The sequence below is a fragment of the Micromonospora sp. NBC_00330 genome (assembly GCF_036136635.1).
Taxonomy (GTDB): domain Bacteria; phylum Actinomycetota; class Actinomycetes; order Mycobacteriales; family Micromonosporaceae; genus Micromonospora; species Micromonospora salmantinae.
Window position 1 is genome coordinate 5897054 of the sequence record NZ_CP108012.1, and the last position, 12926, is coordinate 5909979.

At 72.6% G+C, this 12926-nt stretch carries 10 protein-coding genes; 4 read left to right on the top strand and 6 right to left on the bottom strand.

Annotation, left to right across the window (positions count from 1 at the left end):
* Positions 1–97 precede the first annotated feature (97 nt).
* From OG598_RS26835 to OG598_RS26850, 4 genes are all read right to left on the bottom strand, one after another.
* Positions 98–1465, bottom strand: coding sequence for an acetyl-CoA carboxylase biotin carboxylase subunit (locus OG598_RS26835; RefSeq protein WP_328651601.1), 1368 nt, complete (start codon positions 1463–1465; stop codon positions 98–100).
* Between the two features lie 71 nt (positions 1466–1536).
* Positions 1537–2136 (bottom strand): TetR/AcrR family transcriptional regulator, encoded by a 600-nt coding sequence (locus OG598_RS26840; protein ID WP_328651602.1) that lies wholly within the window; start codon positions 2134–2136, stop codon positions 1537–1539.
* Positions 2137–2236: 100 nt separating this feature from the next.
* Entirely contained in the window at positions 2237–5119 is a 2883-nt protein-coding gene (locus tag OG598_RS26845) for a hypothetical protein (RefSeq protein WP_328651603.1), read from the bottom strand.
* A 2-nt stretch (positions 5120–5121) separates the two neighbouring features.
* Positions 5122–6909 (bottom strand): HSP90 family protein, encoded by a 1788-nt coding sequence (locus OG598_RS26850; RefSeq protein WP_328651604.1) that lies wholly within the window; start codon positions 6907–6909, stop codon positions 5122–5124.
* A 119-nt stretch (positions 6910–7028) separates the two neighbouring features.
* Between OG598_RS26850 and OG598_RS26855 the strand changes: the two genes are divergently transcribed.
* Positions 7029–8252 (top strand): MFS transporter, encoded by a 1224-nt coding sequence (locus OG598_RS26855; RefSeq protein WP_328651605.1) that lies wholly within the window; start codon positions 7029–7031, stop codon positions 8250–8252.
* On the opposite strand, the gene OG598_RS26860 is transcribed toward OG598_RS26855, so the two are convergent.
* Positions 8249–9406, bottom strand: coding sequence for an FAD-dependent oxidoreductase (locus OG598_RS26860; RefSeq protein ID WP_328651606.1), 1158 nt, complete (start codon positions 9404–9406; stop codon positions 8249–8251). The genes OG598_RS26855 and OG598_RS26860 overlap by 4 nt on opposite strands.
* Before the next feature lie 106 nt (positions 9407–9512).
* On the opposite strand from OG598_RS26860, the gene OG598_RS26865 reads away from it, so the two are divergent.
* The 3 genes from OG598_RS26865 to OG598_RS26875 all read left to right on the top strand — a co-directional run bounded on the left by OG598_RS26865 (position 9513) and on the right by OG598_RS26875 (position 11904).
* On the top strand, positions 9513–10094 hold the full coding sequence (locus OG598_RS26865; RefSeq protein ID WP_328651607.1) for a TetR/AcrR family transcriptional regulator: 582 nt from the start codon (positions 9513–9515) through the stop codon (positions 10092–10094).
* Between the two features lie 71 nt (positions 10095–10165).
* The gene (locus OG598_RS26870) at positions 10166–10714 is read left to right on the top strand and encodes a SigE family RNA polymerase sigma factor (protein WP_328651608.1); all 549 of its coding nucleotides are present in this window, start codon (positions 10166–10168) and stop codon (positions 10712–10714) included.
* Positions 10711–11904 (top strand): hypothetical protein, encoded by a 1194-nt coding sequence (locus OG598_RS26875; protein WP_328651609.1) that lies wholly within the window; start codon positions 10711–10713, stop codon positions 11902–11904. The genes OG598_RS26870 and OG598_RS26875 overlap by 4 nt, the downstream gene beginning before the upstream one ends.
* 112 nt (positions 11905–12016) lie before the next feature.
* On the opposite strand, the gene OG598_RS26880 is transcribed toward OG598_RS26875, so the two are convergent.
* Entirely contained in the window at positions 12017–12919 is a 903-nt protein-coding gene (locus OG598_RS26880; RefSeq protein WP_203121729.1) for a sulfurtransferase, read from the bottom strand.
* Positions 12920–12926: the final 7 nt, after the last annotated feature.

Consider the following 12926-nt stretch of genomic DNA (forward strand, 5'->3'; position numbering starts at 1 on the left):
CTCCCAGCATGCCACCCCGCTGTTGATCAAGAGGTTTGCGTCATCCGCAGCGCGAATCCCGACGCAAACCTCTTGATCACCGCGGTGGACCGGGGGGTCAGCGCATGCGGGAGACGATGCCGGTGTCGTAGGCGCCGGAGAGGAACTCGGCGTTGGTGAGCAGCTCGGCGAAGAAGGGGACGTTGTTCTTCGGACCCTCGATCTGGAAGGCCGCGACGGCTGCCTTCGCTCGGTCGAGCGCCTCGTCGCGGGTCGCCCCACTGACGATCAGCTTGGCCAGCAGGCTGTCGTAGAACGGGGTGACGGTGTTTCCCTCGGTGTAGCCGGAGTCCACCCGGACACCCTCGCCCGTCGGCTCCACCCACGTCCTGATCACACCCGGGCCGGGCAGGAAACGCTTCGGGTCCTCCGCGTTGATTCGCATCTCGATGGCGTGCCCACTCGGGGTCAACGCGTCCGGGTCGAACGTCGGCGCCAACCCGGAGGCCACCCGCAACTGCTCCTCGACCAGGTCGATGCCGTAGACGTACTCGGTCACCGGGTGCTCCACCTGCAACCGCGTGTTCATCTCCAGGAAGAAGAAGTCCTCGGAGCCGGGAGCAGTGCCAGCAGCGTCGGGCTCACGCGGGACCAACAGGCACTCCACAGTGCCCGCGTTGCGGTAGCCGACCGCCTCGCCGGCCCGCACCGCCGCCGCCAGGAGCCGGGATCGCAGCTCCGGCGAGACCGCCGGCGACGGGGACTCCTCGACCAGCTTCTGGTTGCGCCGCTGCACCGAGCACTCCCGCTCGCCGAGCGCCACCACCCGGCCGTCGGCCAGGCCGAGGATCTGCACCTCGACGTGCCGCACCCGGGGAAAGTACCGCTCGATCAACACTGAACCGTCGCCGAACATCCGCTCGGCGAACGCGCGCACCTTGTCGTACTCCGTGCGCAACGCGGCCTCGTCGACCGCCACGCCCATGCCCATGCCGCCACCGCCGGCGGCCGCCTTGACCATCACCGGGTAGCCGATCTCGGCCGCGGCCGTCACCGCAGCGTCCAGGTCGGCGGCCGGGTCGGTGGTACCCGGTGCGACCGGAACACCGGCCGCCGCCATCAGGTTCCGAGCGTTGATCTTGTCGCCCATCGCGGTGATCGCGTCCGCGTCGGGTCCGACCCAGATCAGGCCGCTCGCCTCGACGGTACGGGCGAACTCGGCGTTCTCCGACAGGAAGCCGTACCCGGGGTGGATGGCCTGCGCGCCCGTCGACTTCGCGGCGGCGAGGATCGCCTCGGTGTTGCGGTAGCTCAGCGCCGGGTTCGGTGGGCCGATGAGGACCGCCTCGTCCGCCTCCGCGACGAACGGCAGGTCGGCGTCGGCCTCCGAGTGCACAGCGATCACGCGGATGCCGAGCCGCTTGGCGGTCCGGATGATCCGGCGGGCGATCTCGCCCCGATTGGCGACCAGCAGTGACTCGATCATGTTTCCTCCCGGCGTCCGGATGGTGGGACGATGTCAGGGAATCATGACCGGCACGGTTCTGACGAGTCGGCTCAGGCGAGCAGCGCGGCCAGGGTCGCGCCGCGCAGCAACTCGGCGCGGCGTCGCCGATCCACCTCACCACCGAGGAACGGCGTCGAGTTCATCAGGCCGAACGCGGAGTGCGCGAGCACCCGCGCCTCGCCGTCGGGCATCCCCGGGTGCAGCGCGGTGAGCACCGTCACCCAATCCTCGACGTAGAGCCGTTGCAGGCGACGAATCCGCCGCCGCGGCTCCTCGGGCAGGCGGTCCAGCTCGTGCAGGTGCAACGCGATCACCGCCGGGTTGGCCAGCGCGAACTCGACGTGGAAGTCGATCAGCGACTCCAGCACCCCGCGCGGGTCGTCCGAACCCCCGGCGGCGCGTTCCCGCCCACCGGCCAACAACCCCTCACTGACCGGAATCAGCGCGGCGGCCAGCATCGCTTCCTTGCCGGCGAAGTGGTGGTAGAGCGCCGGACCGGTGACCCCGGCGGCCGCGCCGATGTCGTCCATCGACACGCCGTGATAGCCGCGCGCCGCGAACAGACCTACCGCGATCTCCAGGATCTCGTCCTTGCGGGACCTGCGCCGGCCCGCACCCGCCGCACCCCGTGCCTGCTGCTCCACCGTCACCGGGCAAGCCTAGACCGCGACGAGCCCGCGATGGTTGCCGGTCACTTCCGTCCGCTCCGGGCCGGGCCGCCCCTGACCTGGCCAGGGGCGGCCACCGAGGTCAGTCGTCCTCGTCCAGGTCGTGCTCCGCGCGCAGCGCGGCGGCTTCCGCGGGTCGATCGAGCAGATCCAGTGCCCGAGCCAGCAGCCAGGCCGTCTGGCGGACCTGCCGCGAGGCGGCCGGCAACCCACCGAGCACGCGGCGCAGCAGCGGCTCCGCCTCGGCGGGCCGCTCCAGGCGCAGCAGCAACTCACCGATCAGGGCCTCCACCTGGGCGGCCTCACCGAACGCCTCGATCGAGCGCAACCGGTCCGGTACCCCGGTCAGCCGGCCCAGGGCCTCGTCCAGTCGCTCCTCGCCGGTGAGCACCCGCGCTCCGGCCTCGGCCGCCATCGCCAGCTCGTACAGCACCGGCGGTTCGGCCTGCCCGGCCAGCTTCGCCGCCAACCCGTCCACCACCTCGACGGCGTGCAACGCCGCGTCCCGGTCGTCGGCCCAGAACCAGGCGTACGTCTCCCGCCGGCGAGCACGCAGCTCGTCCAGGGGCAGGTCACCGAGCCGGTACGCCTCAGCCGCAGCGGCGAACCGCTCGCCCGCCGCCGCGTCCCGGTCGGCGTCGTAGAGAATCCCGCCAGCCTCCTCCAGCACCTGCGCCCGGTGCGGAAGGTTGTCCGGTCCGTCCAGATTACTGGCCAACTGCTCCAACAGGGCCAACGCCGGATCGATCTCGCCAAGTCCGGCGTACACGCCGGCCAGCAGGTGCCGGCAGCGGTCGGCCTCCGCCTGGGCGCCCAGCCGATCCAGACCGAGCACGGCCTCCTCGGCGACCTCGGCGGCCTCGGCGAGCCGGCCCACCATCCGGTACGCGTTCGCCAGCTCCCACCGCAGGAACGCGTCCCCCTCGGCGCCCCGCTCCACGCACAGCGTCACCGCCTCGACGAAGTCGTCAACCGCGTCCGGGGCCCGGCCGGCCGACAGCAACGCCCGGGCGCGGGCGACCCGGACCGGCAGCTCCGCGTCCGCCGGTGCCGTCTCCAACGCCTCGTCGCAGGCGGCCACGGCGTCCGCCGGATCGTCGACGAGCCGGGCGTACGCCAGGCAGGCGGCCGTGACCACCTCGCCGACACCCAACTCCCGGCCGATCCGGCGTGCCTCGTCGACGGCGGAGTGGGCCTCGTCGACGCGGTCCAACTGCTCCAGCAGGTGCCCCCGGTGCAGTGCGATCCGGGCCGCCAGGTGCCGATCGCCGCCCGCGTCGGCCGGTACCCGGTCGAGCGCGGCGAGTGCGTCCGCCCAACGCTCGCGGTGCAGCAGCGCCAACGCCACCCGGTCGTGTCCGGCCGCCCGCTGCTGGGCGTCGCCGAGCCGGTCCAGGACCTCGGCCGCCTCCCGGACCAGCAGCAGGCCTTCCTCGGTGTCCTCGTCGGCCCGGGTCAACAACACGCCGAGCCGCCCGGCGACCGCCTGGGCGGCCACCTCGTCGTCCGCCTCCCGGTACAGCTCCAACGCCGCCCGATTCAGCTTGATCGCACCATCGATGTCGTTCTCGTCGCCACGCTCCGACGCCCGCAGCGCCAGCCGGTGCGCGGACGTGCGGGCGGGCAGCTCGGCGGAGCCGAACCGGTCGTCGAAGGTGGCCAGCGCCGCCCGGAAGGTGGCCCAGTCGTGCCGGCCCCAGCTCTGCTCCGCGAGGTCCAGCAGATCGTCCGGGCCGGCGTCGGCAGGCACTGTCACGGCGGGTCGTTCGCCCTTACCGCTTCGCACTCGCTCGCCTCGCTCCGTGGACGACACCGGGGCGCTGGGCTCCTCCCCGACCGGACGGGTCGGGCGGGCCGGGCGGCGGCGGACACTCGCGGACAGGGGCACATGCTCCCCGCTCGCCTGCACGGCCAGCCGACTGGCGACCCACTCCGACTGGTGGCTCGTGCCGTTACGGGCGTCGAAGCGGGCGGCCAGACCGGTAGCGGTCTCGGCCAGCTCGTCCGCCAACGACGCCGCCGACACCTCGGCGGCCGGCCGGCCCTCGGCGGCCCGGCGGTACACGGTCGACGGACCGGCCTGACGCAGTGCGGCGGCGGCCGCAGCCGCGAAGTGCATGGCGGCGGCCGGCGACGGCGGCCGGTCCAGCCAGTCCAGGTGCCGCTCGACCAGCTCGATCGCCCGCGCCTCGTTGCCGGTCAGCGTGCAGAACTCGACATGGTCCGCGATGTCCCACAGGTTGGCGAGGTTGCCGCGCAGCCGGCGGTACGCCTCCCGGTGCGCGTCCCGCGCCTCCTCGGCCCGCCCGGTCCGCAGGTACGGCAGGAGCAGCGCGGTGAGGATCGACTGCGGCTGCTCGTTGCAGTTGAGCCGGCCGGCGAGCACCGGCTCGGCCAGCTCCACCGCCTCCACGTCCCGCCCCGTGTCGGCGAGGTAGCCCACCTGGCTCGTGGGGTCACAGCCGGCGCAGTCGGAGAGTTCGTCGCGCGGGGTGGTCTGCCAGAGCCGGTACCAGTGCGCCGCTGCCTCGACGTCGCCCACGTGGTCGGCGACCCGGAACCGGTGCTTGTGCACTGCCTGAAGGCTGTGCCCGCCGGCCCGGTAGCGGCGTTCCATGTCGTCCAGCACGGCGTACGTGCGGTCGAGCGGCACCTCCGGGAAGTTCAGCAGGCCGTTGATCATGTATTTGAAGTGCCAGAGCAGGTTGTGCAGGTGACGCTGGTGGTACGGCTGCGGGTCACTGTCGAACTCGGACAGGCACCAGGAGAAGGTCACGAAGGACTTGGCTGGCTCACCGCCGTAGATGTAGCCGGTGGTGGCCTGCATCCGGGTGACGAACGCAAGGTGCCGATCGTCGGAGGCGTCCACCCGGCGCAGCAGCTGCTCCAGCGCGGCGATCTGCCCCGCCCCGTACGGCATGTCGGAGATGCCGCGCAGCACCCGCCACAGATCCTCGTCGCTCATGCTCACTCCCGTCCCGGGACAGCCCGGCCGAGCAGGCCGAGGAAGGAATCGTTCAGCAACGCCGCGTCGGCGGCGCGGATCGGATGGTGGCCGAGCAGCAGCGCCTGCCCGTAGAGCGCCTCGATGGCCAGACCGACCAGCTCCGGGTCGGCCAGCATGGTCACCCGTCGTACCAGCGGGTTGCGGTGGTTGAGCACCAACTGCGGACGGTCCGGCGGGGCGGTGGCGGCGAGCGCGTCGAGCACTCCGCCCCACAGCTCGTCGGCCCGGTCCCGGCTGGCGGCGAGCTGGTCGTTGAACGCCGCCGACCGGCTGACCAGGTAGAGCGCGGGCAGCGAGACCGGGTCGTACGCCCGGATGACCACCTCGCAGCCGGAACGCTCGACGGCCCGCTGCGCCGCCGCGAGGAACTGTCGCAGCGCCAACTCCACCTGCGGGTCGAGCGCGTCGAACCGGGTGGTGAGGTCGCTCGGCTCCAGCCGCTCGATCAGCACCGAGCGGTCCACCACCGGCAGCCGCTCGATCAGCTCGGTGTCGTACGTGTAGCCCGCGTTGACCACCGCCAGGTCCTGCGCCGCGGCGACTGCGGCGAGCTGACGGAACTCGTCCAGGCTCGCCGCGTAGCGGACCACGCCGTAGCGCTCCCGGAACTCGGCGAGGGTGAGCGTGCCGACGTTGGTGTCCATGGGCCACCACCTGTCGACCAGCCGGAGCATCTCGTCGTCGTGCAGCGCCAGGGCCTTCACGCCGAGGTGGTGTACCTGGAGGAACTCGGCCAGCCGGTGCGGGTCGTGCCGGGCCAACCGGACCAACCAGCCGCGCACCTGGTCGCCGAGCGCCTCCCTGGTCGCCGTCAGCAGGGTGTCCTCGTAGAGGGCCTCCCGGCTGGCGGTCGGGCGCAGCTCGGTCGCGTCCACCACGCAGTGTGCGAAGAACGCCCACTCCGGCAGCAGGCCGTCGGCGTTCTCGGTGAGCAGCATCCGCTTGAGGTAGACGCGGTGCCCGGCCCGGGCCGCCGGGTTCACCGGCGTCGGCAGGATGACGGCGACACCGGTCAGCCCGGCCTCCGGCACGGCCAGCGGCAGGACGTCGAACGGGTCCACGCCGAGCGTCTCCCGGGCGTACCGGATCAGCGCCGCGCGGTCCAGTGGCGCACCCGGCGTGGTCGGCCAGGGTGGCTCCCCGGTGGTGGTGACGACGTCGCCGACGCGGACGGTGACCGGCAGCAGCGCGCCGAAGAGCCTTGCCAGGTCGGTGACTGTCGCGGTGGTGAACCACTGGTCCGCGTCTCGGCGGGGGACCAGCGTGACGGTGGTGCCCGGCTCGGCGCGAGCGGCCTCCGGCGGGGCCACCGTCACCGCGTAGCGGCCGTCGGCGTACCCGGTCCAGCGAACCGTGGGGTTGTCGCCGTGCCGGGTGAGCACCTGGATCTCGTCGGCCACCAGGAAGCAGGAGAGCAGACCGATGCCGAACTGGCCGAGGAACTCGTGCCGGGAGAAACCAAGCTCGTCGCGCTTCGAGCTGCGGCCGATGGTGGCCAGCAGCTCGTGCACCTGCGCCTCGGTCAGGCCGATGCCGGTGTCATGCACCCGTAGGGTGCCGTCGCCGGTGCTGTCCGGGGGTTCGATGCGTACCAGAGCCGGCGCGTCCGGCTCGGTCCTGCGTCGGGCGGTGATCGCGTCCACCGCGTTCTGGAGCAGCTCGCGGACGTAGACCCGCGGGCTGCCGTAGAGGTGATGACTGAGCAGGTCAACCACGCCACGTAGGTCGACCTGGAAAGTGTGATCCACGCCTGTTGTCTCCCCGGTCCCGATGCCGGCGCTCACCGTACCGATGATCACCGACAGGCGCGGTCCCCTTTGCCCGGCGGCTTGACCCTCGACCCGGTCGAACCGGCACGGTCGCCGGCATGACTTCCTCCGCTCTGGGCCGGGACTTCCGCCTCCTGTGGTCCGCAGCCGTCTCGTCCCGGTTCGGGGACGCGCTGCGTACCCCGGCACTGGCCCTGCTGGCCGCGACAGTGACCCGTGATCCGCGGATCATCGCGGCGGTGACAGTGGCCGGGCAGTTGCCGCCGCTGCTCTTCGGCCTGCTCGGCGGTGTGTACGCGGACCGCTGGGACCGCCGTCGGACGATGGCAGTGGTCGACGGGGTACGCGCGGCAGTGGTGGCGGCTCTGGCAGTGGTGGTCGCGCTCAACCGGGTCAGCGTGCTGGTGCTGCTGGTGGCGGCGTTTCTGCTCGCCACGTTGGGCACTCTCTTCGACTCCGCGTCGTTCGCGCTGCTCCCCGCGTTGGTGCCGCCGGACGCGCTGCCCCGGGCGAACGGCCGGCTCCAGGCGGGGTCGGCGGTGGCCGGTGGCTTCCTCGGGGCGCCCGCCGCGGGTGTCCTGTTCGCCGTCGCCCCGGCCCTTCCGTTCGCCCTCGACGCCGTCACCTTCGCGGCGGCCGCAGTGCTCGTGCTGGCCCTCAGCCCGCCTCCCGCCATCATCCCGGGGACGGCGCGGCGGCACGGCTCGGTGTGGAGCGAGATCGTCGAGGGGCTGCGTTGGCTGCGGGCGCACCGGACCCTGTGGCGGGTCACGCTGCTCACCGCCGCGAGCAACCTGGCGATCAGCGGAATCATGGCGGTGCTGGTGCTCTACGCGCTGGACGTGCTCCGGGTGCCGCCGGCCGGGTACGGGCTGTTCGCCGCCGCCGCCATCGTCGGGGGCGTGGCGGGGGCGCTCGGGGCGGGACGGCTCGCCGCCGGGCTCGGCACGGTGCCGGCGCTGCGTGCGGTGCTGGCCGTGGAGACAGTGGCGCTGACCGGCTTCGCGCTGGCTCGGCACCCGGTGTCGGGCGGGATCGCGCTTGCCGTCTTCGCCGGCGGCACAGTGGTGTGGAACAGCCTGTGGGCGTCGTACGGGCAGCGGCAGGTGCCGAGCGAACTGCTGGGCCGGGTCGGTGCGACCCAGCGGATGGTCGGTCTGCTCACCGCACCGCTCGGGGCGGCGTTCGCCGGTTTGGCCGCCGCAGCGTACGGCACGGCGCCGGTAGCGGGTGCTGCGGCGGCGACGTTCGCGCTGGTCACCGTCGCCGCGTGGCGGACACTGCGACCGGCCGCGCCCGCTGTGTCGAGCCGCGCGGGCTAGCCCGGCGTCCGCTCCCGGTGCGACAGCCCGGACAGGCGCAGCGCAATGCGTCGGCGGGCCGGTGGGACGGCACCGAGCAGCCGGAGCAGCACGTCGCGGGCGGGCCGGCGAGCCGGCGAGACAGCGGCCATCCTGGTCAGCCCGGCGGCGAAGCTCAGCACGTCCTCGGCCATCGGCCGTTGCCGGGCGGTGTAGTCGTCGAGCAGCGTCTCCGGGCCCCCGTCGAGCACGTCCGCCACCGCGGTGCCGAGCGCTACCGCGTCGCAGATGCCGAGGTTCATGCCCTGCCCACCGGCCGGGCTGTGCACGTGCCCGGCGTCGCCGGCCAGCAGCACCGGCCCGGCTCGGAAGGTGTCGGCGATCCGGTGGTGCACCCGGAACCGGGAGCCCCAGAGCACCTCGGTCACCCGGTCGGGTCGTCGCGCCGGGCCGCGCTCGTCGAGCAACGCCTGGAGGTAGGCCGCGTCCGGTTCGGCCGGGGCACTCGCCACGGCGGCGACCAGCCGGACCACCCCGCCGGGGAGTGGCGCCCAGACCAGCGGTCCGGGGCGGGCGAGGAAGAGCGCCGCCTCGTCGCGGGGCAGCACGCTGCGCACCCGCACGTCGGCGAGTACGAAGGACTCCTCGTCGCTGTCGCCGGTGAAGCCGATGCCGGCCAACTGCCGGACCGTGCTGTGCAGGCCGTCCGCACCCACCACGAACCGGGCCCGCAGCGCCTCGTCGTCGACCTGCGCGAGCATGCCGTCGCCGACGCGGCTCAGCCCGGTGAGCTGGCACGGCCGTCGTACCTGGACACCGAGTTCGGCCAGCTTCTCGGTGAGCACGGCCTCGGTGACCGCCTGGGAGACCAGCAGCGCGTAGGGGAAGCGGGACGGCAGCTCGTGGAACGGCACCGACAGCAGCACCCGGTCCCGGTCGCGCACCGTGAAACGCGGCGTCCGCACCGCCTGGGCGATCAGCGGCGCCGCCGCGTCGATCCGGTCCAGCACCTCCAGGGTGTACGCGTGCACGACGGCGGCGCGGGAGGTCGTCGGCGGCGCGGCCATCCGGTCCAGCACTGTCACCTCGACCCCGCGCCGGGCCAGCGTCAACGCGGTGGCGAGACCGGTGGGGCCGGCGCCCACCACCAGGGCGTCGGTGCTCGTGGGCAGCATGGCCACCTCCAGAAGACCGTTGCCAACACTTGTTGGCAAACATGTGTTGGCAACGCTAGGGCTCGCCCGATTGCGTGTCAACACTTGTTGGCCTACGGTCGTTGGCATGACCCCCGCCGTCCAGTCGACCCAGCCCCGCCGCTCCGACGCCACCCGGGCGGCGATCCTGCGAGCGGCCCGGGAACGGTTCGCGGCGGACGGCTACGAGCGCGCCACGATCCGGGCCATCGCCGCCGACGCCCAGATCGACCCGTCGATGGTGATGCGCTACTACGGCAGCAAGGAGGGGCTCTTCGCGGCGGCGGCCGAGTTCGACCTGCGCCTGCCCGACCTGACCTCGGTGTCGCCCGCTCGACTCGGTGAGGTGTTGGTCCGGCACTTCCTCGCCCGCTGGGAGGGCGACGAGACCCTGGTGGCGCTGCTGCGGGCCGCCAGCACCAACCCCGGCGCGGCCGAACGCATGCGCGGCATCTTCGCCGACCAGCTCACCGCAGCGGTGGCCACGTTCAACAGCGACCCGGCGCTGACCGCCCGACGCGCCGGCCTGGTGGCCAGTCAGGTCCTCGGCCTCGCCTTCACCCGATACATCGTCCGCCTGTCACCCATGGTGGACGCCACGCCGGACGAGCTGGTCGCCTGGATCGCGCCGACCCTCCAGCGCTATCTGACCGGAACGCCACCGAGCTGACCCAACCTTTTCCCACCTCCCGTGCGTCTGCCAGGTGACGCGTACAGCGCGACGGCCGGGGAGGGGGGCGGATGGCGCCGACGAGGGACGACGGACGCGACGGCTACCTCGCCTTCGTGGAGAACCACCAGCACCGGCTGCTCCGCGCGGCCTACCTGATCTGCGGCAACAAGCATCAGGCCGAGGACCTCCTCCAGGACGCGCTGCTCAAGCTGGCGCTGCGCTGGTCCTCGGTCCGCGACGGCGACCCCTCCGCGTACGTGCGCGCCATCCTCTACCGCGACTCGGTGTCGTGGTGGCGTCGCCGACGGCGGGAATGGCTCAGCGCCGCGCCGCCGGACCAGGTGGCCCACGACCGTGACGGCGCGTTACGGCTGACGATGCACGACGCGCTGGGCCTGCTGCCACCGCGGCAGCGGGCCGTGCTGGTGTTGCGCTACTACGAGGACCTGACCGAGGTCGCCACCGCCGAGGCGCTCGGGGTGACAGTCGGCACCGTGAAGAGCCAGTGCCATGCGGCGCTGCGCCGACTCCGCGAGGTCGCCCCGGAACTCGCCCGCGATGCCCGACCGAGCCGAGGCTCGGCCGATCTGGCCGGCGGCCTGGAGGTGAACCCGTGAACGAGCAGGAACTGCGCCGCCTGCTGACCGTCAGCGTCGAGGACGTGCTCCCCAGCCAGCCGGCCGCCGCCGGATGGGAGCGGGCTCGGCGTACCCGCCGTACCCGCCGGGCCGTCGCGGTGGTCGCCCTGGCCGTGGTGCTGGTCGGTGGTGGCACGGTTGCGGCGCTGCGACCGCCCGCCGACCCGGCGCCGGCCCCTCCGGTCGGCCCGACGGTGACCCCGACCGTCGACCCCTCCCACGCGGGTCCGGTGCAGAAACCGCCCGCCGAGCTGACCTTCCCACCCGATCCGTTGGCCAAGCTCGGCGACCCGGCGACGGTGCCGCTCTCCGAGCGACCGGTCCAGCGGGCACTGGCGTTGTTCCAGCCGCTGACCGAGGAGGGTGGCGAGGACGGCCCGGTTCGGGTGCTCGGCGACGACGGCGTGGTGCGCAGCCTCGACGTGGTGACGTTGGCACCGACCCGGGACGCGGGCGGCAACGAGGCAGCGGCCCTGAAGCCGGGAGTGTTGTCGCCGGACGGCCGGTCGGCGGCGTTCGCGCAGACCAAAGAGCTGATCATGATCGACCTCACCACGGCGGCCGTCCGCCGGATACCGCTCGACGGCTACCTGGAGCTGGTGGTGTGGGCACACGACCGGGTGCTGGTCGGGGGCGACGACCGGACGTACGCGGTGGACCGGGTCACCGGGGCGGCCAGCACGATCGACGTGTCGACCTGGGAATTGATCGCACCCGACCCGGCCGCCGGCCGTGAGGCCCCGTTGATCGACATGTACGGCGAGGGGGCCGGCCTGAAGCTACGCAGTCGGACCGCCCGGGAGGGCGAACTCCGCTCCGAACAGCCGGTCAACGGCTCGGCGCTGCCGTCGCCCTACCAGGTCAACGAGTTCTACGGCCGGGGCTGGCTGCACGGCGAGCGATTGGCCCGGGCAGCCTGGATCACCAGCAGCGAGATCAGTGGCGCCGAGGGAGCGGCCGTGCTGGACGCGCGGACCGGGGCCGTGCTCCACCTGCTCGACCTGGGCCGGGATCGCAGCAAGGGCTGCTGCGAGGTGCTGGGCTGGGACAACAAGGGCGCGGTGCTGCTGCGACTGGAACCGGCCGCCCTGGCGCGCTGGCACCCGGAGACCGGCGAGATCACCGGCATCGTCCGCGACCTGCGCGGCGTGTTCGCACTCGCCAGCTGACAACTGTCGCGTCATCTCGACGTGATCGACTCGGGTTCATAGACATCGCGGTGTCCCGGCGAGCGGGACGGCCCGACATCAGGGAACCCGAGTCGATCACACGACGATCTGGTCAGACGGCCAGGCCGCCGGGCTGGTCGCCCTTGACGACTGGCGCCCGGACCAGGTTGCCCCACTCGGTCCACGAGCCGTCGTAGTTGCGCACCTGCGGGTAGCCCAACAGGTGCCGCAGCACGAACCAGGTGTGGCTGGACCGCTCGCCGATGCGGCAGTACGCGATCACGTCGTCGTCCGGGCTCAGCCCGAGTTGGTCGGCGTAGATCGCCTTCAGCTCGTCGGCCGACTTGAACGTGCCGTCCTCGTTGGCGGCGGACTTCCACGGCTTGCTGAGCGCGCCAGGGATGTGTCCACCGCGCAGCGCACCCTCCTGCGGGTAGTCCGGCATGTGCAGCATCTCGCCGGTGTACTCACCCGGCGACCGGACGTCGACAAGTGGCCGGCCGGAGGCGACGTGCGCCATGACCTGCTCACGGAAGGCCCGCAGCGGCGCGTCGTCGCGCAGCGGCACCGGATAGTCGGCGCGCGGGCGAGCCGGCTTGTCGCGGGTCACCTCGCGTCCCTCGGCGATCCACTTCTGCCGGCCGCCGTCGAGCAGCCGCACGTCGGCGTGGCCGAAGAGCGTGAAGACCCAGAGGGCGTACGCGGCCCACCAGTTGAAGTTGTCGCCGTAGAAGACGACGGTGTCGCCCCGGCCGATGCCCTTCGCGGCACACATCTCGGCGAAGCTCTTGGCGTCCAGGTAGTCCCGGGTCACCTGATCGTTCAGGTCCAGGTGCCAGTCGACCTTGACCGCACCGGGAATGTGACCGGATTCGTAGAGCAGCACGTCCTCGTCGGACTCGACGACGACGAGGCCCTCATCGCCCAGATGCTCGGCCAGCCACTCGGTGGTGACCAGCCGCTGCGGGTCGGCGTACGACTGGAGGCGGGGATCGGGATCGTTCGGCACAGACATGATCCCC

What these genes read in the sequence shown, in the direction of transcription:
- OG598_RS26870 (WP_328651608.1), top strand. Translation starts at nt 10,166, where the DNA reads ATGGCGCCGACGAGGGACGACGGACGCGACGGCTACCTCGCCTTCGTG.
- OG598_RS26865 (WP_328651607.1), top strand. Translation starts at nt 9,513, where the DNA reads ATGACCCCCGCCGTCCAGTCGACCCAGCCCCGCCGCTCCGACGCCACC.
- OG598_RS26855 (WP_328651605.1), top strand. Translation starts at nt 7,029, where the DNA reads ATGACTTCCTCCGCTCTGGGCCGGGACTTCCGCCTCCTGTGGTCCGCA.
- OG598_RS26835 (WP_328651601.1), bottom strand. Translation starts at nt 1,465, where the DNA reads ATGATCGAGTCACTGCTGGTCGCCAATCGGGGCGAGATCGCCCGCCGG.
- OG598_RS26845 (WP_328651603.1), bottom strand. Translation starts at nt 5,119, where the DNA reads ATGAGCGACGAGGATCTGTGGCGGGTGCTGCGCGGCATCTCCGACATG.
- OG598_RS26880 (WP_203121729.1), bottom strand. Translation starts at nt 12,919, where the DNA reads ATGTCTGTGCCGAACGATCCCGATCCCCGCCTCCAGTCGTACGCCGAC.
- OG598_RS26860 (WP_328651606.1), bottom strand. Translation starts at nt 9,406, where the DNA reads ATGCTGCCCACGAGCACCGACGCCCTGGTGGTGGGCGCCGGCCCCACC.